At 61.0% G+C, this 20,480-nt stretch carries 15 protein-coding genes and 1 pseudogene; 7 read left to right on the forward strand and 9 right to left on the reverse strand.

The window, feature by feature from the left end; genetic code table 11:
* Window positions 1-157 precede the first annotated feature (157 nt).
* A complete protein-coding gene (polA, locus tag GWK36_RS02145) occupies window positions 158-2,872 on the reverse strand; it encodes a DNA polymerase I (RefSeq protein WP_210756830.1) in 2,715 nt (904 codons plus the stop codon).
* A gap of 162 nt (window positions 2,873-3,034) precedes the next feature.
* A pseudogene (locus GWK36_RS02150) lies at window positions 3,035-3,738 on the reverse strand (IS5 family transposase).
* A 487-nt stretch (window positions 3,739-4,225) separates the two neighbouring features.
* On the opposite strand from GWK36_RS02150, the gene rapA reads away from it, so the two are divergent.
* Complete coding sequence (gene rapA, locus GWK36_RS02155) at window positions 4,226-7,000, forward strand: RNA polymerase-associated protein RapA (protein WP_166269682.1); 2,775 nt, start codon at window positions 4,226-4,228, stop codon at window positions 6,998-7,000.
* Window positions 7,001-7,003: 3 nt separating this feature from the next.
* Here the strand turns inward: rapA and GWK36_RS02160 are convergent, their stop codons facing one another.
* A complete protein-coding gene (locus tag GWK36_RS02160; protein WP_166269684.1) occupies window positions 7,004-7,195 on the reverse strand; it encodes a Trm112 family protein in 192 nt (63 codons plus the stop codon).
* Between the two features lie 233 nt (window positions 7,196-7,428).
* On the opposite strand from GWK36_RS02160, the gene GWK36_RS02165 reads away from it, so the two are divergent.
* Both GWK36_RS02165 and GWK36_RS02170 read left to right on the forward strand, forming a co-directional pair.
* Window positions 7,429-7,878, forward strand: coding sequence for a hypothetical protein (locus GWK36_RS02165; protein ID WP_166269686.1), 450 nt, complete (start codon window positions 7,429-7,431; stop codon window positions 7,876-7,878).
* Window positions 7,879-8,253: 375 nt separating this feature from the next.
* Window positions 8,254-9,027, forward strand: a complete 774-nt coding sequence (locus GWK36_RS02170; RefSeq protein ID WP_210756831.1) for an IS630 family transposase — start codon at window positions 8,254-8,256, stop codon at window positions 9,025-9,027.
* Between the two features lie 363 nt (window positions 9,028-9,390).
* On the opposite strand, the gene amrS is transcribed toward GWK36_RS02170, so the two are convergent.
* The 3 genes from amrS to GWK36_RS15960 all read right to left on the reverse strand — a co-directional run bounded on the left by amrS (window position 9,391) and on the right by GWK36_RS15960 (window position 11,460).
* On the reverse strand, window positions 9,391-10,476 hold the full coding sequence (gene amrS / locus GWK36_RS02175) for an AmmeMemoRadiSam system radical SAM enzyme (protein WP_166269688.1): 1,086 nt from the start codon (window positions 10,474-10,476) through the stop codon (window positions 9,391-9,393).
* Window positions 10,477-10,489: 13 nt separating this feature from the next.
* Window positions 10,490-11,182: an RNA-guided endonuclease InsQ/TnpB family protein gene (locus GWK36_RS14705; protein WP_343033163.1), complete on the reverse strand. Its 693-nt coding sequence runs from the start codon at window positions 11,180-11,182 to the stop codon at window positions 10,490-10,492.
* A gap of 98 nt (window positions 11,183-11,280) precedes the next feature.
* Window positions 11,281-11,460, reverse strand: a complete 180-nt coding sequence (locus GWK36_RS15960) for a helix-turn-helix domain-containing protein (RefSeq protein WP_210756833.1) — start codon at window positions 11,458-11,460, stop codon at window positions 11,281-11,283.
* 315 nt (window positions 11,461-11,775) lie between these two features.
* On the opposite strand from GWK36_RS15960, the gene GWK36_RS14715 reads away from it, so the two are divergent.
* The gene (locus GWK36_RS14715; RefSeq protein WP_210756834.1) at window positions 11,776-11,919 is read left to right on the forward strand and encodes a hypothetical protein; all 144 of its coding nucleotides are present in this window, start codon (window positions 11,776-11,778) and stop codon (window positions 11,917-11,919) included.
* Between the two features lie 20 nt (window positions 11,920-11,939).
* Here the strand turns inward: GWK36_RS14715 and GWK36_RS15965 are convergent, their stop codons facing one another.
* From GWK36_RS15965 to GWK36_RS02195, 3 genes are all read right to left on the reverse strand, one after another.
* Window positions 11,940-12,077, reverse strand: a complete 138-nt coding sequence (locus GWK36_RS15965; protein WP_210756818.1) for a MerR family DNA-binding transcriptional regulator — start codon at window positions 12,075-12,077, stop codon at window positions 11,940-11,942.
* 63 nt (window positions 12,078-12,140) lie between these two features.
* Complete coding sequence (locus tag GWK36_RS02190) at window positions 12,141-14,642, reverse strand: glycogen/starch/alpha-glucan phosphorylase (protein WP_166269690.1); 2,502 nt, start codon at window positions 14,640-14,642, stop codon at window positions 12,141-12,143.
* A gap of 100 nt (window positions 14,643-14,742) precedes the next feature.
* The gene (locus GWK36_RS02195; protein ID WP_166269692.1) at window positions 14,743-16,323 is read right to left on the reverse strand and encodes a sensor histidine kinase; all 1,581 of its coding nucleotides are present in this window, start codon (window positions 16,321-16,323) and stop codon (window positions 14,743-14,745) included.
* A gap of 116 nt (window positions 16,324-16,439) precedes the next feature.
* On the opposite strand from GWK36_RS02195, the gene sucC reads away from it, so the two are divergent.
* The 3 genes from sucC (at window position 16,440) to GWK36_RS02210 (ending at window position 20,373) form a co-directional block, all read left to right on the forward strand.
* A complete protein-coding gene (gene sucC, locus GWK36_RS02200; protein WP_166269694.1) occupies window positions 16,440-17,621 on the forward strand; it encodes an ADP-forming succinate--CoA ligase subunit beta in 1,182 nt (393 codons plus the stop codon).
* Complete coding sequence (gene sucD, locus GWK36_RS02205) at window positions 17,618-18,535, forward strand: succinate--CoA ligase subunit alpha (protein ID WP_166269696.1); 918 nt, start codon at window positions 17,618-17,620, stop codon at window positions 18,533-18,535. Before sucC ends, sucD begins: the two co-directional genes overlap by 4 nt.
* Window positions 18,536-18,615: 80 nt before the next feature.
* Entirely contained in the window at window positions 18,616-20,373 is a 1,758-nt protein-coding gene (locus GWK36_RS02210) for a SufS family cysteine desulfurase (RefSeq protein WP_166269698.1), read from the forward strand.
* Window positions 20,374-20,480 lie beyond the last annotated feature (107 nt).

Raw genomic sequence — 20,480 nt, forward strand, 5'->3', positions numbered from 1 at the left:
CGATTCATTTGACTTAGACACTCGGATTTAGTTCCCATCGTCGGATTGAGTTATCTGTATTAGTCGTTATATCGCCCAGCGGGCGGATAGGGACGGCGATTGCCTCTCCCTTTAACAGATGCGCATTGCCCACCCTAGTACCCATTGGCAGGTGGGCTCAATGGGCATCGTCCCAGTTTGCGCCTAGCCCGATGTCCACGACCAAGGGTACCGCCAGGCTTGCCGCGGACTCCATCGCCGCGCGCACCTGGGCCTGGGCCTCAGCGATCGCTTCTTCGGCGACCTCGAGCACCAGTTCGTCATGGACCTGCATGATGAGCTTGACCGGCGGGCGCTCGCGCTCGCTCCAGGCATCGAGTGCGATCATCGCCCGTTTGATGATGTCGGCAGCGGTGCCCTGCATCGGGGCATTGATCGCCGCGCGCTCGGCTGCTGCGCGCTGGTTGGGGTTGCGGGCCGCGATCTCGGGGAGATAGAGCCTGCGACCAAAGAGGGTCTCGACATAGCCCTGGGCACGTGCCCGCTCGCGGATACGCTCCATGAATGCCTTGACCCCAGGGTAGCGCTCAAAATAACGCCCAACATAGGCCTGGGCGAGCCCGCGCTCCATCCCGAGCTGGCGCGCCAGTCCAAAGGCCGACATGCCATAGATCAGGCCGAAGTTGATCGTTTTGGCCAGGCGGCGCTGCTCTGGGGTCACGGTTTCGGGCGTGATCCCCCAGATCTCGGCGGCGGTGGCACGATGGATATCTTGACCGGCGGCGAAGGCGGCAAGCAGGCGCTCATCGCCCGACAGATGCGCCATGATCCGCAGCTCGATCTGCGAATAGTCGGCAGCGAGCAGCCGGTAGCCCGCAGGGGCGATGAAGGCGCGGCGGATGCGCCGCCCCTCCTCGGTGCGGATCGGGATGTTTTGCAGATTGGGGTCGCTGGAGGAGAGCCGCCCCGTGGCCGTCACCGCCTGATGATAGGAGGTATGCACCCGACCCGTGTGCGGATCGACCATGCGCGGCAATTTTTCGGTATAAGTCGATTTGAGCTTGGCCAGGGTGCGGTGTTCCAGGATGAGTCGCGGCAACTCGTGTCCCGTGAGTGCAAGCTGTTCCAAGACCTCCTCCGAGGTCGATGGCTGGCCCTTGGGCGTCTTGCTGACCGGTTTCAAGCCCATGTCCCCAAACAGGAGTTCGGCGATCTGTTTGGTCGAGCCGAGGTTGAAGGGCCGACCGGCGACGCGCTGGGCCTCGGACTCAAGCGCAGCGAGACGTTGGGCAAGCTCGGCGCTCTGCTCGGCCAGCAAGCGACAGTCGATCAGGACCCCTGCTCGCTCCATCCTGGAGAGAACGGGCACCAAAGGCATCTCGATGGTGCGATAGAGGGTCTCAAGCGGGGGGATGGCCTGCAGGCGCTCGGCAAAGACCTGATGGAGGCGCAGGGTGATGTCGGCGTCCTCGGCAGCATAGGGACCGGCGCGCTCGATCGGTACCTGATCGAAACACAGCTGTTCGGCTCCCTTGCCTGCGACCTCCTCGAAGCGGATGGTGTTGTGCCCGAGATATCTCTTGGCCAGCGAATCCAGGTCATGGCGCCCCGTACTCTCCAGGACATAGCTTGCGACCATACTGTCGTGTGCAACCCCCTGAAGCGCGATCCCATAGCGCGCCAGGATGTTCATGTCATATTTGAGGTGATGCCCGACCTTGGGGCGATTGGGGTCCTCGAGCAAGGGTTTCAGACGCGCCAGGACCAGCCCGCGGTCGAGCTGTTCGGGTGCACCCAGATAGGCATGGGCGAGTGGCAAATAGGCCGCTTGCCCTGGGGCGATGGCAAATGAAAGCCCAACGAGCTCGGCCTGCATACTATTAAGCCCAGTGGTCTCGGTATCCAAGGCGATCAGGGGGGCCTCTTGGAGTCGTTTCAGCCAAACAGCAAGTTCGTGGTCAGTCAGGATCAGGTCATAATTTGTCGAGATCGCCTGTTGTTCCTCGCCTTTGCCAGCAGATACCGCTGGATGCGAGGCTGGCCCATCGAGCGTCGCTAGCAGGCGTTTGAGCTCTAACCGCTCATACCAGGCGCGTAAGGAGTCAACATCGGGTGGTATGGGGTGCAGGTCCTGGGGCCTGAGTGCCAGCGGCACATCCCGCCTGATGGTCACAAGCTCGCGGCTTAGGGGAAGCTGGGTGAGTGCAGTGCGTAGGGATTCCCCAACCTTGCCCTTGATCGCTGCAGCATGGCGCATCACCCCCTCGAGGTCACCATATTCGGCCAGCCACTTGGCCGCGGTCTTCGGCCCACAGCCAGGCACCCCAGGGATGTTGTCGCTGGTGTCACCAGTGAGCACCAGATAATCGACCATCCGCTCGGGGGGGACACCAAACTTGGTTTGGACGCCTGCAGGATCGAGCCAGGTATTACCCAGGGTATCGACTAGGGTGATGCGCTCATCGACCAATTGGGCGAGGTCCTTGTCGCTGGTCGCAATCAGGGTCGCAAGGCCCTGGTCTGCTGCCTGGGTCGCCAGGGTACCGATTACATCGTCGGCCTCCACACCTGGGACCTGAAGGAGCGGCAGACCCATCGCCTGGATGATGGCAAGCAGGGGCGCGATCTGGGCGCGCAGATCATCAGGCGGCGGTGGGCGGTTGGCCTTGTACGCCGGATAGAGCTCATGCCTAAAGCCGCGCCCACCGGCATCGAAGACTACACCGATATACTCCGGCCGGTGCTCGTTGATCAGCCGGCGTAGCATATTGAGCACCCCGACCAAGGCGCCGGTCGGCTCACCCTGGGCGGCGGTGAGCTTAGGCAGCGCATGATAGGCGCGAAACAGATAGCCGCTGGCATCGACCAGGAGCAAGGGATAACGGGGGGACATAGGCAAGACGGCGGATGGTTGGGATGCGAACCAGGCTAACCTTAGCAGAGGGCCGATTACTAGACGCTCAGCGCCTCCGGGCATTCAGTGGCACAGCGACGTCAGGAGGGCGCAAAATGCGCATGTGCCGGAATCACTAGGGTCTGTTCTCAATCAAGTCAATCAGGCGATGGTGCAAGCCAGATAAACGAACGACAGGGAAGACGAGGCGAGCTTGTCGTAGCGCGTGGCGATGCGTCTGAATTGCTGGATGCGACAGAAGAAGCGCTTGATCAGATTGCGGTTTTTGTAGAGATGCCGGTTGAACGAGCGCGGATTGAGTCGGTTGGAGCGTGGGGGGATGACCGCCTGGCTGCCCTGTGCGGTCACCGTTTCGACAAGGGCATCCGAGTCGTAACCCTTGTCGGCAATGACGCACTCGGTCGGTTGGTCCTGGATCAACGCCGCGGCCTGCTCGATGTCGGCGACCTGCCCTGCCGAGAGAATGACGCGCAGCGGATTGCCCAAGGCATCCACCGCAACGTGCAGTTTGGTCGTCAACCCGCCCCGCAAGCGACCGATTTCCTGTTGGCCCGCTTTTTTGGGGCGCCAGCAGAATGTGAGTGGGCGCGCACGATGGTCGAGTCGATGAACAGATGCTCCATGTCGGCATCGCCTTGCAGTGCGGCGGCCACGCGCTCCCAAACACCTTTCTCGCGCCAGCGCGAGAAACGCACATATGTCCGGTGCCAGTGGCCCAGCTCGGCTGGCAAATCGCGCCACAGACAGCCGGTGCGCATGATCCAGAGCACGGCTTCGACAACGCGCCGGTTGTCCCTCGCTGTGCAACCCGGATCGCTCTTCTTCCCCGGTAACAGCTGCTCAATGCGTGCCCACCGCTCATCTCATAACATCTTCCGCTCCATCCTGACTCCTGCGCAAAAGTCAGGATATGACCAGACTTCACCCACTGTGAACAGCCCCTCGCCATGTCAGTGACTGTGAACGATTTATGCAGCCTCGCTTGCATATGACATAGCACTATGCGCACGATTGAGAAGAGGACCTAGCTCTGGCTTCTGCGCGGCACTGCCGCGGCGTAACCCCCGTGGGCATGGATCCTTGGTGACGCTTTCTGGAACATGGGATTGGGGGTCCCCATCTTGCCGCTATGGTCAGGCGCTCGGGTTTATGTAATGCGTGCCCTGCAAACAGGCCGGCGGCGGAGGTAAGCGAATCGCCGGGCTATAAGCCCCTGCAAGATAGCCAGCGTTCGGTTGGCAAGCGCAAGATCAGGGTCATTGATCCACCCGACTTGCAGTAGTATTCGCGGCCCAGCGAGGACATCCCCTGTTGCAAGAGACATCAACTACTATGCCTGCTTTCGTCATTGGTCAGCGTTGGTTGAGCGAGACCCAACACGAGCTTGGGCTCGGGATCGTCGAGGCGGTCGAGGGGCGCCATGTGCGGATTCGCTATCCAGCGACCGGTGAAACCAGGCTCTATGCCCAGGCGGAGGCACCCTTGGCGCGCCTGGTCATCAGGCTAGGCGAGCGGGTCCGCGATCGCAGCGGGCGCGAATTGCGGGTCATCGAGATGCACGAGCGGCGGGGTCTGCTCGTCTATCGCGGCGAGGATGACTCTGGTCGGCTCCATGAGCTTCCTGAGTCCGAGCTTGACGATCGTCTGCTCTACAATCGCCCGGCGCAGCGCCTGCTTGCAGCCCGTTTTGATCCAGACATCTGGTTTGGCCTGCGTTACCGAAGCTGGTTACAGGGGATGCGTGAGGCCGGCTCTCCGACCCTAGGCCTGGTGGGGCCGAGGATCGCACTCATCCCGCATCAGCTTCATATCGCCGCCGAGGTCTCCAAACGCGAGGCCCCGCGTGTGCTCCTGGCCGATGAGGTGGGCCTGGGGAAGACGATCGAGGCAGGACTGATCCTGCATCGGATGCGTCTGATCGGCAGCGCCCGCCGCGTCCTCATTTTGACCCCTGAGCCGCTAGTCAATCAGTGGCTGGTCGAGATGCTGCGGCGCTTCAATCTGAGTTTTGCCCTATTCGATGAAGAGCTAATCGAGTCGATGGAGGAGGGCAATCCATTCCTGACCGAGCAGCGGGTACTCTGTAGCCTGTCACTATTGCTGAGCCATCGCCGCGCACGCCTGCGGGCCCTCGAGTCCCCCTGGGACCTCTTGATCCTGGACGAGGCGCATCATCTGACCTGGTCCGAGGACAACCCCAGCCCTGCCTATCGCTTGGTCGAGGCCCTGGCCCAGCGCGCCCCCTCGGTGTTGCTCTTGACCGCCACCCCGGAGCAATTGGGGCGCGAGGGCCATTTCGGGCGGCTACGTCTCTTGGACCCAGCGCGTTTTGTCGACCTCGCGAGCTTCCACGAGCAGGAACGCCATTATGCCGAGATCGCGGCCCTAGCCGAGCGCCTGCTCGATCCCGTGCCACTCAGCGGCGCAGAACAAGAGCGGCTGGAGGCGCTGCTCGGCCCCTGCCGCGACCTCGATCGCGAGACCCTGATTGAGCGCCTGATCGACCACCACGGCACCGGGCGCATCCTGTTTCGCAATACCCGCGCCGCCATCCTAGGCTTTCCACATCGTGTGCTCAAGGCCGATCCATTACCCGAACCCGAGGCCTACCGGGCGCTTGCCCTCAGCGATCGCCTGACCCCTGAGCATGCCTATGGTTCAGGCTGGGAGTCATTTGATCCAAGGGTCGAATGGTTGATCCAAACCCTGCGCGCCCTGCGTCCGGACAAGGTGTTGCTGATCTGTGCCCATGCGCGCACGGTGCTTGAGCTGCGCGAGGCGCTGCGTCAACGCGCCGGCATCCATGCCGCGGTCTTTCACGAAGGGATGGAGATCGTCGAGCGCGATCGCGCCGCGGCCTATTTTGCCGCTGCCGAGGAGGGGACCCAGATCCTGCTCTGCTCAGAGATCGGCAGCGAGGGGCGCAACTTCCAGTTCGTCCAACACCTGATCCTCTTCGATCTGCCCTTGGATCCCGATCTACTCGAACAGCGCATCGGACGGCTAGATCGCATCGGTCAGGGGCCGGTGATCTATCTGCATGTCCCCTATCTTGCTGGCGGGCCGATGGAGGTGATGTTGCGCTGGTATCAGGAGGGCCTGGGGATCTTCGCGCACCCCTGCCCCGCAGGGCCGGAGATCTATGAACGTCAGGCACAGGCCCTATTAGAGACACTGGCCAATCCCGAACAGGCGGAATCGCTCATTGCCGAAACCCGCAAGCTTGCCGAACGGCTCAATGCGGAGCTTGCCGCCGGGCGCGATCGGTTGTTGGATCTTCATTCCCATCGGCTGGCGCGCGATACCGCCCTGGTCGAGGCGATCCGCGCCGCCGATGCCGACCCGACGCTTGCCGAATATCTCACTGACCTTTGGGACGCCTTCGGGGTCGAACATGAGCCTGGGCCTGAGGGCTCAGTCGTGCTGCGGCCGGGCGCACACATGTTCCAAGAGCAGTTCCCCTATCTGCCGGAAGACGGACTGACCGCGACCTTCGACCGCACCCAGGCACTCGCCCATGAGGACTATGCCTTTTTGACCTGGGAGCACTCCATGGTCCGTGCCGCGCGCGAGTGGCTGACCGCCTCCCAACTCGGCACCACTGCCCTGATCTTGGTGCGCGATAGGCGTTTTGCGCGGGGGACGTTTCTCCTTGAGATGCTCTATCTCGCCGAATGTCCCGCCCCACTCGAGCTTCATGTCGATCATTTCCTGCCGCCGACTTTGCTGAGGTTCTTGCTCGATGCCGAGGGTCATGACCGTAGCGCTGAGATCCACTGGGACAGCCTAGCGGGCGACTGTCTTGCCCAAAATGCACGTCTTGGCTGTTTGGTGATCGAATCCCAGGCCGAGCAACTGGCCCAGCTAATCGAACGTGGAGAGTCGCTTGCACAAGGGGCGCTTCCCGATCTGATCCAAGCGGCGCGGGCGCAGATGGAGCAGGTCTTAGGCGATGAGATCGAGCGGCTCGAGGCCCTGGCGCAGGTCAATCCCCTGGTGCGGCCCGACGAGATCGCCCGCCTCGCCGACCGGCGCGCGCGCCTTGCCGAACAGATCAGCAAGACCTATCTGCGACTCGATGCCCTGCGCCTCATCGTCGCCTATTGAGCTCTAGCGATACCGATCGATTTCCTCGAGGGTGAGACGCCGCGCCTCTTCTTCGAGCATTACCGGGATATCGTCGCGGACGGGATAGGCGAGCTGGGCCGAGAGCGAGATCAGCTCGTTTCGCGTCTGATCGAAGATCAGAGGGCCCTTGGTCACCGGGCAAACTAGGATGTCGAGCAAGCGTTTATCGAGCATGGTGGGGTGTATGGCGTTTTGCTAGAAAAGACCCAAAAAGGATAGCCGTTGGGGTCGGTCTGAGACAATCTAGTATGATCAACCCTCCAGAAGGGCTGGGTCTATATTGAGCATTGCCCTTGACGTAAAATCTAAATACCGGTCCGCGGGCCGGCTCCCCTGGCCGATTTTGCCAAGCCGGATTCAACAATAATGCGTTTGACCTACCAGCCTGGGTAGGAGGAGTTGCACAGATGGTCGCCTTCGAAAAACTGCATGCGCAGAATCACAAGATCACGGAGCTTTCGAACGTTTTCATCTATCTAGTCCGCGAGCGGTCGATGTGCGACACTGATGTCGCCTGCGATGTCTTTTTTAATCTCACCAATCAGGTGCGCGAGCACATGGAGCTCGTCGATCGCGAGCTATGCAGCAAGCTATTGCTGCACCCTGATCAGACGGTCAAGAATACCGCCAATCGATTCCTGTCCGGCTCGACCGAGATCAAGCGGATTTTCAACACCTATCTCAAACAATGGTGTTCGGAGAAGCGCCGTGCGCTCAAGATCAACGACCATGCGGCATTCATCCAAGATACCGAGCAGATGTTTGCCCTGGTCATGGACCGCATCCAGCGTGAGACCGAACATCTATATCCTTTAATTCGCAAGATCGAGGAACAAGATCGGCGCCAGGTCGCCTAGGTCGGAGGACAGGGTGGTGGCTAGGGGATTCACTTAGCTATTAGGCAGACAAATCGCCGGAAGGGCACAGTGCAGGTGGTCAAGGATGACCCCTGCAGTATTGCCCATCACCAAACCCACAGCACCCGCCGTCCTCCGTTCCCTATGACTACGAGATCCGTTGCAAGCTCAGCGGCAAGGCGAGGGATCTCAGCAAGGGGCGAGCGCGCACCAGATGGATCTGGGCGTTTCTTGATTAAGAAACACATACTTTTGAAATTGAGTGAGCTGTCCAGATGTCGTGGGCATGGAAAGACGAGACATGAGATTGCTGTCGTTTGCGGCGCGCGAAGGGGCCCAAGGGCTCAAGGAAAGGTAGGTGAGAAGCGGGCGCTGTTGGCGGAGCAGGACGCCCAGATACGCAAGCTCATGTGCGACGGGACACCGGATCAGCTGAAGCTGCCGTTTGCGCTGTGGCAGTTGATCCTCGACCGTTTTGGCATCGAGCTCAGGCCGCAGGGGGAGGGCAAGTACATGGTGCGCTGGGGATTGACGCCCCAGAAACCGATTCGGCGCGCCTATGAGCAAAGCCCGCCGGCGGGCAAGACGTGGCTTGAGGAGACCTACCCGGACATTGCCCGGCGCGCCAAGGCCGAGGGCGCCGAAATCCACTGGGGCGATGAAACGGGGCTGCGCTCGGACGAGGTGCGCGGGCGCTCTTATGCGCCGGCGATCAAGACGTCCGAGATTCGCGTCACGCACCGTCGCGAAGGCCTGTCGGTGATCTCGACGCTGACCAACCGCGGCAAGGTGCGTCGGAAGGCGTTCGCGGGGGCGATGAACGCCGACATCCTGATCGACTTCATGAAGCGGCTCGTCAAGGACGCCAGGGGCAAGAAGATCTTCCTCATCCTCGACAACCTGCGCGTGCATCACACCAAGCCAGTCAAGGCCTGGCTGGCTGCATGCGCCAATCAAATCGAGGCCTCCTCCCTCCCCCCCCTACAGCCCAGCACTGAACCCCAACGAGATGCTCAAGGCCACCATCACCGCGCAGGCGCCCTCCCGCACCAAGGACGATCTGAAGAAGGCGACCGTCAGCCACCTGCGCCGCCTTCTCAATTCCCCCCAACGCATCATGCGCTACTTCCAGCATCCCAAGCTCCATGATGCCGCGTAATACAAGTTCATTGGTTTCGGATCAATAATGAATAATCGATGCGGTCGTATTGAAGGCCGAGTCCGAAATCCAGGCTGGCAAGAATGTGTTGGCCTAGCGGTCGATCTGGAGGTTGCATAGACACACTGACCCCGGACAGTGTCGCAACAGCTTCAGGTCCGCGCTGTTGCCGAATGGCCGGCCCTTGCTCCCGGCATGAACGGGCTTGATGATCAGATCATCGCCGCCTCTCTTCATCGCCGCCTCTCTGAACGGTTTGGATCACGGCGGTCAAGGGTTGGCCGGTTGCCTACAGGCAGTCGGCCGGTCAAGGTAAATTTTTAGACCAGCGCCTGCACCAGGGTTCCGACCCTTCAGACACCATCAAGCCCAAGTCCGGCGATCCTTGAACCGCACTCTGGACAGCCCCCATGGCGGATGCGGTTTTCAAGCAGCCTAAAACCATAGCGATGGATCAGGCGCGCGCCGCAGCCGGGGCAGTAGGTATCCTCACCGCCTATGCCCGGCAGATTGCCCACATAGACATAACGCAGGCCCGCCTCCCGACCGATCTCTAAGGCGTGTCTTAAGATCGATGATTGGGGCGACGGCACATCTTGCATCTGATAGTCGCCGTGAAAACGCGAGACATGCCAGGGGATCTCGGGTGAAAGCGAATGGATAAAGCACGCGATCTCTTTGAGCTCCTCCTCTGAGTCATTAACCCCGGGGATTACCAGGGTCGTAATCTCGATCCATACCCCGAGTTCATGATAGCGGGCGATGGCATCCAGGACCGGTTGCAGGCGTGCGCCGCTCATGCGCCGATAGGTTGCATCGCGAAAGAATTTGAGGTCCACATTGGCCGCATCTAGCACCCCCGCCAACTCGCGCTGCGGCGCCTCGTTGATATAGCCATTGGTGACAAAGACATTGAGCAATCCTTGGGCTCGTGCCAAGACCGCCGTCTCATGGGCGAGTTCATAGAAGATCGTGGGTTCGGTATAGGTGTAGGCAATCGAGCGTGCGCCTGAGGCGAGGGCGGCGCAGACGATCCCTTCAGGGGTCACCGGCTCGCCCGGGATCTGCTCGCCGAGGTCGGCCAGCTGGGGACAGACGGGTGAGTGTCTCTCATCCCCTTCGATCCTGTTGGGCAGGTGCTCGTGTGACCATTGCGAGATCTCCCAGTTTTGGCAAAAGCGACAGCGCAGGTTGCAACCGATGGTCGCGAGCGAATAGATGCCTGAGCCGGGATAGACATGAAACAGCGGCTTTTTTTCGATGGGGTCGAGATGACGGGCGATGATCCGGTCGGCGACCAGGGTATAGAGCCTGCCGCCGCTGTTATAACGTACGGCACAGATGCCCCTTTTCCCAGCGGCGATGAGACATTGATGGGGACATAGATGACACTGGACCTGCTCATGATCGAGCCGGTCATAGAAATGTGCCTCCTGCATAGATCGACTGCTCTCAAGAAAGTGCGCAAACCTGTACACAATTCTCTTCCTGCCCCGAATGCGGAGCGCATTCGTCTCTGACAGGCGTGACTTTCCCGACTACGGCAGAGACCCTCTCTGCTGTAGCTCCGCCGTTACCGGACGGACTCGCCACGGGTAGGGCAGTTGCGGTTGCCAGCCGTTTGAGATTGAGCGCGGCATTGATGTCCCGATCATGGCGCGTGCCGCATTGAGGACACGTCCATTCCCGATCCTTCAACGCTAACATCTCATTCTCCCAACCACAGACCGAACACAGGCGGCTGCTCGGATCCCAGCGATCAGCTAAAACCAACCAGACGCCGTAGCATTTCCCCTTGTATTCCATCTGCAAGCAGAACATGCCAAAGCCCAGGTCGCTGATGGCGCGGGCAAGCCGTTCGTTCGCCAGCATGCCCTTGACGTTCAAATCCTCAATCACCACCCCTTGGTTTTCGCGGCAGAGCCGGGTCGTGAGCTTATGTGTGAAGTCCGCTCGGACATTGGCAATGCGTGCGTGCAGCCTTGCCAACATCGCAGAGGATTTCCTTCGATTCTTCAAGATCGGCAGCCTTGTGCCTTTTGCCAGTCCGGCCCTTGGCGCAAACCCAGCCCCGACCTTGGCCGCCTCAACCTTGCAGGAAAGGCGTCTGCCTCGAATCCTGAGACAACGAAGCGCAGAGGAGATTCAACAGACTCGCCATTGGAAAGCCTGGCCGCCGCCTCAACGCCCAGGTCAACACCAGTCGTTTCATGCACCTGCGATAGAACGCAGCATCGACCACTTCAACCTGAACGGCGACGAACCTGCGATCCGCAGTACGCGAAACGGTCGCACCAAGAATCTTGCCATTTCCACTCGGCAAGCGCCCAATTCCAGACACACCGCCCCGTACCGCAGGCGCAGGTGAAGTAAACCGCCTGCTCAGGCGTCGGACAAAGGGCGATTTTGTGGGTCAGTTGCATGGCTTACTCATTGGTGTTCTCTCGAACGCCAAACAATTTCGCTAGATTCATGAGCTAATCAGATTCAATCATGATCACTCATGACTCACCCCCTTTCTTAATACCTCGTCCAGCTTTTTTCGATAGTTCCTCAACCCATACAGCCTGGACAAAAAACAATGCACGATAGTCATTAAGTCCTGCACCATCTCCCGCTCTGGCGAGAGCCGTTCTTGATTAAGCACCAGCACTTCACAACCGTGCGTTCTGGCGTAATGCTCGAACCACTCAAAACCAAAGCGGGTCAACCTGTCTTTGTGAGCAAGGATCAGGGTCTTGACCTCTTTCCTCAACGAACTCGACATTCGACAAGCCTTTCGCCACATCAAACTCTTCCAACACCTTGCGCTGGTCGGCGAGGTCTGGCTTCTGCGCAGCACTGGATATGCGACAGTAGGCATCAATCCGCATTGGCTCTGATACCTTACTGCGCAAGCCAATCAACTCGCGGATTTGTGCCTCGCGACTGTTCGCGCCACCAGGATCAAACCCCCTTCGCGCTCCCAGCGTTGCAAGGTCTTGACCGAAACGCCAAGCCGCTTCGCCGCCTTGCCTGTGCCCATCATCGCGCCTTCCATGTGGAAAATTATCCACTATCACGCACAGTAACCAGCAGGGGAGAGGAACAAGGCCGGCACCGCTCAATGCTCGGTATCTAGGACCGGCTGAGGTCCCACCTGCCAGATCCGCTCGGCATATTCCCGGATGGCGCGGTCGGATGAGAAATAACCGATGCGTGCGACATTGAGGATCGACATCCGCGTCCAGCGTTCAGGATCGCGATAGATCCTATCGACCTGCTCTTGGCACTCCAGATAGGCCCGATAATCGGCAAGCACCATGAAGGGGTCATGATTGATTAAGTTATCGGTCAAGGGGCGAAAGAGCTGGGTATCCCCATGCGAGAATAGACCCGAATTGATGAGGTCCAGGTCCGATTTCAACTCAGGGTCGTTCTGGTAATACTCCCAGGGGCGATAACCGGTCATCTGCCTCTGGAGTACCTCCTCGGCGGTCAGACCGAAGAGGAAGAAGTTTTCGGGTCCTACCGCCTCGCGGATTTCGATATTGGCCCCGTCGAGGGTGCCGATAGTGAGCGCACCGTTCATCGAGAACTTCATATTGCCCGTACCCGAGGCCTCCTTGCCGGCCAGGGAGATCTGCTCCGAGAGCTCGGCGGCGGGATAGAGCCTTTGGCCATTTTTGACATTGAAATCGGGCATGAAGGCTACCCGGATCCAGTCATTGACCTGCGGATCGTTGTTGACCACCTCGGCGACGGCATTGATCAGTTTGATGATCAACTTGGCCATGAAATAGCCAGGGGCCGCCTTGCCGCCGAAGATAAAGGTGCGTGGTACTAGCCCCTGCACCTGTCCCTGTTTGATCCGTTGATAACAACGGACGATATGGAGCACCTTGAGGTGTTGGCGCTTGTATTCGTGGATGCGCTTAGCCTGGACATCGAACATCGACTCGGGATCGAGCTCGATACCGGTCGCCTGCTTCATCCATTGGGCCAAATCCTGTTTGGCCGCCCGCTTGACCTCTTGCCAACGCCCTTGGAGCCCGGCGTCGTCGACATGGGGTTCGAGTGCGCGTAACTGTTCCAGGTCGCGGATCCAATCATCCTGACCACAGGTCTCGGTGATCAGCTTGGCCAGCCGTGGATTGGCGACGACGACGAAGCGGCGCGGCGTCACCCCGTTGGTAACATTGTGAAAACGCTCCGGCCACAGCTCGGCAAAGTCCTTGAAAAGCATCGCCTTGACCAGATACGAATGGAGTTTAGCAACTCCATTGACTGCATGGCTGCCGACCACTGCCAGATGCGCCATGCGCACCCGCCGTTCGTGCCCCTCGGCGATCAACGACATCCGTCGCACCCGCGCCTCGTCCCCGAGGAAGCGCATCCTGACCTCATCGAGAAAGCGGCGGTTGATCTCATAGATGATCTCGAGATGACGCGGCAAGAGGCGTTCAAAGAGGCTCACCGGCCAGGTCTCGAGCGCCTCTGGCAACAGGGTGTGATTGGTATAGCAAAAGGTCTTGTGGGTGATCCCCCAGGCCTCCTCCCAGGTCATCGCGTGTCTGTCGAGCAACAGGCGCATGAGCTCGGCGACCGCGAGCGCCGGATGGGTGTCGTTGAGCTGGACGGTAAACTTATCGGCAAAGCCCTCGAGCGGGCCGACGGTATTGAGATGCAGGCGGATCATATCCTGCATCGAGCAGGAGACCAGGAAATACTGTTGCTTGAGACGTAGCTCCTTGCCGGCCTCCGGCTCGTCGTTGGGATACAGGACCTTGGACAGGGTCTCGGCCTCGATCTTGGCATGGACCGCGCCGTAATAATCGCCGGTATTGAACGCCTGGAGGTCAAGGGATTCGGATGCCTCGGCCTTCCACAGGCGTAAGAGGTTGACGTTCTGGCTGCCATATCCAAGTATGGGAGTGTCATAGGCCACACCGCGGATCTCGAATGCTGGTTGCCAGCGCAGGCGCACCTGGCTACGTTCGTCGCGATAGGACTCGGTATGACCGCCGAAGCCCACTGCGAAACTGATCTTGGGGCGCGGGATCTCCCAGGGATTGCCATTGCGCAGCCAGTTGTCGCCCTTTTCGACCTGCCAGCCGTCTTCGATGGCCTGCTTGAAGATCCCGAACTCATAGCGGATGCCATAGCCGATGGCTGGGATCTGACAGGTGGCCAATGACTCCATGAAACAGGCAGCTAAACGCCCTAGACCGCCATTGCCGAGTCCAGGTTCCTCCTCCTCCTCGATCAGGGCATCCATGTCCATCCCCAGCTCCTCGGCGGCAGCGCGGGCGGTCTCCGTGATCCCCAGATTGACCAGGTTAGAGGCCAGATGCGGTCCGAGCAGATATTCGGCGGAGAGATAGCAGACCGTGCGTGCGTGGGTCGCCTTGAAGGTCTGGGCGGATTTGACCCAACGGGCGAGCAGGCGGTCGCGGGTCGTATAGGCCGCGGCCATATAGAGGTCGTGGGGGGTAGCGACCTCGCGAAATCGCCCCTGGATATAGAAAAGGTTATCGAGGAGATCCCGTTGAAAGGCATCCTTGGACATCCCAGTACGGGTATGTTCGCGTTTTGCCTGTTGCACAGTCGTGTCGGGTGAGTTCATGGCTGTCACCTCGTGCAAGGTTGATGGCGGATCGCGAATCGCAGTTTCGCAGTTATAGCAAACCATAGTTGCAATTGTGGAAAGGCCTGGGCAACTGGGTTCAAGAGAAGAGCAGATCGCGACCGAAGATCAGGCAAAAACAGCTTCCGCGGGGGAGGGCCGGCGTATAGGTCAACTGGATGCCGTTGGCCATAGCCAGCTCACGTGCGATATAAAGCCCGAGTCCGATCCCCTGGGTCTTGGTCGTGAAGAACGGATTGAAGATCTCGCGCGCGCGGGCTGGGTCGATCCCGGGGCCCTGGTCGCAGATCTCCAGATAGATGCGTGGCGGTGCCTGGAGACGCCTGAGCCTGAGCTGAATCCGCGGCGGCTCGCCTGGGGCCTGGCCGTGAACCAAGGCGTTCTCGCACAGATTGGCGATGATCTGATGGAGATGGCGCGGGTCCATGTTGATGCCCAAGGGACGCTCGTCAATCGTGACCCAGCAATCGTCCGGGCTCAGCTGATGTTGTTCGCGAAAATCGGCAACAAAGGCTGTGCACCACTCGGCCAGATCGATCCATTGCGGTTCACTTGGCCGGTTGCGCGAAAGGGTCAGCACGCTGCGCACCGTCTCTTCGATGCGCGCGCTGTTGCGCTGGATGATCGTGATGAAGTATCGATCCTCCTCCGAAAGCCCCGCGCCCTCGGAGAGCAGCTGTGCAGCATGGCTGATGGCACTCAAGGGGTTGCGGATGTTGTGGGCGATACTGGCGGTCAGGGTACCGAGCGAGGCGAGCTTGATCCGCTGGGCCTCACGCTCGGCTTCGCGACTGTCGCAGAGATACAGGATCAGGCCGCTGCTGCGCCCGCCGCCGAGGCGTTTGCAGGAGACCCGAAGTTCGCGATTCGCAATGCTAATCTGCGCAATGCTGGGCGGACTTGCTGGGTTCTGTCCGGCAAGCCAGGTTCCAATCTCGGGCGCAAGCATACTGAGATCGGTGCCGGCGAGGATCTCCTTCCCCCCAAGCAGGTCGCGGGCTGCGGCATTGATCAGCTTGACCCGTTGCGCGCCATTGGTCACCAGGATACCCGTCCCCATGCTTTGGATGATGAACTCATTGAGCTGGGCGAGATTGTCGAGGTCGATCTGGCGCTGCTCGGCGAGCGCCTCGGCCGAGCGCACCCGTTGATAGAGGACATGGGCGAGCCAAGCGACAGCAAAAAAGACCAGACCCAGGAGACCCGCCTGGGTGAAGGAGACGGGGATATCCTCCTCGGCCAAGGCGCTATAGAGCTGCTCGCTGATGACCGCAAGCGAGGAGAAGGCCGCGAACAGGAGCGACAGCCGGCCATCAAGCAGGAGCGCAGCGGTGGCCACAGAGACTGCAAGCAAAAGCCCGAGACCGCTGGTGACCCCGCCAGCAGTATGCATCAACAGCGTATAGGTCAGGATATCGACGAACAGGGCCAGTTGAACCTGGTTGACCGGCGTTGGCCAACGCAGAGATAGCCCAAAACCGCTGGCAAGCACCAGGGACGCATAGCCCAGAAGCAGGTTCCAGGCATCCTCGATGTTCGAGTGCGCGATGGCCGGGTCGGTCAATGCGGGCGAGAAGGCCAACACCAGACCGATCACCATCAACAGCCGAAACAGAAACAGCCAGCGCAATGCGCTCCAACTGGGGTAGGATGGCTCCATGAAGATCGGGTTGCGACGCCTGAGATTGAATCTTCGGGTTATAGTAGGGTGCGCAATGCGTACCTTATCAGGGCGAGGGTTGCGGGGTGCATGACAACGCCCCACCGAGCAAATCCATGAATCTACACGAGTTCCAGTCCAAACAATTATTGCGCGAACGCGGGGTTCTGACCCCAGAGGGTGTGCTCGTCGACAGCGCAAGCTCGGCGCGCGCGGCCTGCAGTCAACTCGGCGGCGATGCCTGGGTCGTCAAGGCCCAGGTCCATAGCGGCGGGCGGGGGCGCGCAGGCGGGGTGGTCCTGGCCGCATCGCCCGAGGCAGTCGAGGCCGAGGCCAGGCGTCTTTTGGGGTCGAGGCTCATCACCGAGCAGACTGGGCCCCAGGGCCTGCCGATCCAGGCCGTACTCATCGAGCGTCCGGTCGCCATCCGGCGCGAGTTCTATCTTGCGCTCATGATTGATCGCGCCTGTGCCTGTCCGACCTTCATCGCCTCGGCAGCCGGCGGGATGGAGATCGAGGCCCTCGCCACCCAAGACCCGAGCGCCATCATCCGCGTCCGGGTCCATCCGGTTGCCGGTTTCCAGTCCTATCAGGCGCGGCGGGTCGGCTATGCCCTGGGGCTCAATGGGTCCCAGATCCAGGCCTTGGTCAGGGTGATGGGCGCCCTCTATCGCCTGTTCAACGCATGCGATGCCAGCCTGATCGAGCTCAATCCCTTGGCGCTAAGCGATGCAGGCGAGCTCGTCGCCCTCGATGCCAAGATCGTCCTGGACGACAACGCCCTGGTCCGCCACCCCGAGCTTGTCGCCCTGCGCGATGCCAGCCAAGAGGATCCGCGCGAGCTGGAGGCGCGTGCCCATGAGCTCAACTATATCAGCCTGGAGGGTGACATCGGTTGTATGGTCAACGGCGCAGGGTTGGCGATGGCAACCATGGACCTTATCCAGCTCAAGGGCGGCGCACCTGCCAATTTCCTCGACGTCGGCGGCGGAACTACCGCCGAACGGGTGGCCGCGGCCTTCAAGCTCATCCTCTCCGACTCCAAGGTCAAGGCGATCCTGGTCAATATCTTCGGCGGGATCGTGCGCTGCGACCTGATCGCCGAGGGGATCATCCAGGCGGTGCGCGAGGTCGAGGTCAGGGTGCCCATCGTGGTGCGCCTGGCGGGGACGCGCGCCGAGGAGGGATTACAGATGCTTGCCGCAAGCGGCCTGGCAGTGCAGACCGCAAGCGACCTCGAGACCGCTGCCGAGCTTGCGGTGAGATCTGCCCGAGCCATTCAGGGGGTCCAGGTATGAGCATCCTGGTCGATGCCCACACCCGCGTCATCTGTCAGGGGTTTACCGGCAAACAGGGGACCTTTCACAGCGAACAGGCGATCACCTATGGCACCCGATTGGTCGGGGGGGTGACCCCAGGTAAGGGGGGACAGACCCATCTCGACCGCCCGGTGTTCAACACCGTCCAGGAGGCGGTCGCGGCGACCGGCGCCGATGCCAGCATGATCTATGTCCCTGCCGCCTTTGCCGCCGACGCCATCCTCGAGGCCGCGGATGCGGGGATTGGGCTGATCGTCTGTATCACCGAGGGGATCCCGGTGCTCGAGATGCTGCGCGTCAAGGCAGCCTTGGCGGACACCTCAAGCCTACTGATCGGCCCCAACTGCCCGGGGGTTATCACCCCTGGGGCCTGTAAGATCGGGATCATGCCGGGCTATATCCACAAACGCGGCTGTATCGGGATCGTCTCGCGCTCGGGCACCCTCACCTATGAGGCGGTCGCCCAAACCACAGCGGTGGGGCTCGGTCAGAGCACCTGCGTCGGGATCGGCGGTGACCCTATTCAGGGCCTGGATTTCATCGATTGCCTGCGTCTTTTCGAACAGGACCCTGAGACCCGAGCGATCCTCATGGTTGGTGAGATCGGCGGGGACGCCGAGGAGCGCGCTGCTGAGTTCATCAAGGGCGAGGTCAAAAAACCCGTGGTCGCCTATATCGCCGGGGTCACGGCGCCCGAGGGCAGGCGCATGGGGCATGCGGGGGCGATCATCAGCGGGGGCAGCGGGACCGCCGAGGCCAAATATCGGGCGCTCGCTGCCTCCGGTGTCTTGACCGCGCGCTCGCCGACCCAGATGGGAGAGGCCCTGCGCGATTGTCTCGGTGGCAGCGCGCCTGTCGGTCAGGCAGCGCATCCAGAGGACCCGGCCCCATGACCCGCGAAGATGGTGCGCGCCATAACCCGTTGGTCTGCCGGCAGGATGCCGGCGCTCCAGTGTTCCCTGGAGGCGGTTAGATGAAGGCCTATGATGTCGCGGCGATCCGCGCACAGTTCCCGATCCTCACTCGGCCTTGGGAGCCGCCGCTGATCTATCTCGACAATGCAGCAAGCACCCAACAGCCTGCATGTGTGATCGAGGCGGTGGCCGACTATCACCGCGGCCAGCACGCCAACATCCATCGCGCCGTCCATCGACTCTCGCAAACCGCAACCCTTTTGTATGAGCAGGCACGCGAGCGGGTGGCGCGTTTCATCAATGCCCAAGAACCTGCCGAGTGCATCTTCACCCGCGGGACGACCGAATCGATCAATCTGGTCGCCGCTAGCTGGGGACGGGCGAACCTCAAGCCCGGCGATGAGATCCTGCTCTCGACCCTGGAACATCACTCAAACATCGTTCCCTGGCAGATGGTCGCCGAAGCGACGGGTGCGCATATCCGGGTCATCTCGATCGATGACTCGGGCGAGCTGGATCTCGATGCCTTTCGCCGTCTGCTCTCCAAGCGCACCCGTATCCTCGCTATCACCCAGGTTTCGAATGCGCTTGGGACTGTCAATCCGGTCGCCGAGCTGATCGCCGAGGCCCATGCCGCAGGGGCCCTGGTCCTGATCGATGGGGCTCAATGGGTGGCGCATGGACCGACCGATGTCCAGGCGCTTGATGCCGATTTCTATGTCTTCTCCGGGCACAAACTCTATGGCCCCACGGGGATCGGTGTGCTCTATGGCAAGCGCCGATGGCTTGAGTCCATGTCGCCCTATCAGGGCGGGGGCGATATGATCGAGCGGGTGAGCTTTGAACAAACGCTCTATGCCGATCTGCCCAATCGCTTCGAGGCCGGCACCCCCCACATCGCGGGCGCAATCGGCCTGGGGGTGGCGATCGACTGGCTGTCAGGGATCGGGTTTGCCGCGATCTCGGCCCATGAAGAGGGGTTGGTAGGGGCCGCGGTCACCCGTCTCGCTGAGGTGCCCGGGCTGGTCATCCAGGGGCGGCCCAGACAGCGGGCGGGGGTGGTGTCCTGGGTGATGGTGGACCCCCCGATCGCGACTCTCGATATCGGGGCAGCGCTCGACCTGCGCGGGATCTGTATCCGCACCGGGCATCACTGCTGTCAGCCGCTGATGGATCGTCTGGGGATCAGTTCAACCGCGCGCGCCTCGTTCGCCCTGTATAACCAGCTCGCTGAGGTCGAGGCGCTGGCGGCGGCGTTGCAAGAGATCCGCGAGAAGGCGATCCGCGGTCCCCGCCAAGCGGAGCACCGCCATCTTGGCGGCTTCTTTGAAGATGCCGGGGAGACCCCGGCGCTCCCCGAAACGCCCATCGCCTTTCCGCCCGCTAGCGCTGGGTCGGTTCAGGCAGCGGCTGATGGCATCATCGAGGAGTTCGATCTCTTGCCCGACTGGCCGGCACGCTATCAGTATCTCATCGATCTCGGCGAGAGGCTCCCGCCGATGCCCGAGCCTTTGAAGACCGAGGCCAATACTGTGCGCGGGTGTCAGAGCCAGGTGTGGCTGGTGGCGCGACTGAGGCCAGGGACCGTCGATATCGTCGAGTTTTTGGCCGACAGCGATGTGGCCCTGGTGCGCGGTCTCATCGCCCTGTTGCTTAGGCTCTATGTCGGGCAGCGGGCCCAGGAGATCATTGGGTTTGACATCCGCTCGTTCTTCAATCGTCTGGGGCTCGATCAGCATCTCAGCCTCAGCCGACGCAATGGCCTCGAGGCCATGGTTGCACGCCTGCACGAGTTTGCGCGCACCCTAGGCCGGTAGAAGGTGGATTGTGGGGAGACTGGCGTCTTGGCTTGTGCGTGAATCGCGGCGATCTCTGTGGGATGATGGATGTCTGCGTTTGCAGTAGGGTGCGCACCGCGCATCTT

The sequence above is a fragment of the Caldichromatium japonicum genome (genome assembly GCF_011290485.1).
GTDB classification, from domain to species: Bacteria; Pseudomonadota; Gammaproteobacteria; order Chromatiales; family Chromatiaceae; genus Thermochromatium; species Thermochromatium japonicum.

Excerpts from the sequence above, each read along its gene's own strand:
- polA (WP_210756830.1), bottom strand. The coding sequence starts at position 2,872 with ATGTCCCCCCGTTATCCCTTGCTCCTGGTCGATGCCAGCGGCTATCTG.
- rapA (WP_166269682.1), top strand. The coding sequence starts at position 4,226 with ATGCCTGCTTTCGTCATTGGTCAGCGTTGGTTGAGCGAGACCCAACAC.
- GWK36_RS02160 (WP_166269684.1), bottom strand. The coding sequence starts at position 7,195 with ATGCTCGATAAACGCTTGCTCGACATCCTAGTTTGCCCGGTGACCAAG.
- GWK36_RS02165 (WP_166269686.1), top strand. The coding sequence starts at position 7,429 with ATGGTCGCCTTCGAAAAACTGCATGCGCAGAATCACAAGATCACGGAG.
- amrS (WP_166269688.1), bottom strand. The coding sequence starts at position 10,476 with ATGCAGGAGGCACATTTCTATGACCGGCTCGATCATGAGCAGGTCCAG.
- GWK36_RS15960 (WP_210756833.1), bottom strand. The coding sequence starts at position 11,460 with ATGCAACTGACCCACAAAATCGCCCTTTGTCCGACGCCTGAGCAGGCG.
- GWK36_RS15965 (WP_210756818.1), bottom strand. The coding sequence starts at position 12,077 with ATGGAAGGCGCGATGATGGGCACAGGCAAGGCGGCGAAGCGGCTTGGC.
- GWK36_RS02190 (WP_166269690.1), bottom strand. The coding sequence starts at position 14,642 with ATGAACTCACCCGACACGACTGTGCAACAGGCAAAACGCGAACATACC.
- GWK36_RS02195 (WP_166269692.1), bottom strand. The coding sequence starts at position 16,323 with ATGGAGCCATCCTACCCCAGTTGGAGCGCATTGCGCTGGCTGTTTCTG.
- sucC (WP_166269694.1), top strand. The coding sequence starts at position 16,440 with ATGAATCTACACGAGTTCCAGTCCAAACAATTATTGCGCGAACGCGGG.
- sucD (WP_166269696.1), top strand. The coding sequence starts at position 17,618 with ATGAGCATCCTGGTCGATGCCCACACCCGCGTCATCTGTCAGGGGTTT.
- GWK36_RS02210 (WP_166269698.1), top strand. The coding sequence starts at position 18,616 with ATGAAGGCCTATGATGTCGCGGCGATCCGCGCACAGTTCCCGATCCTC.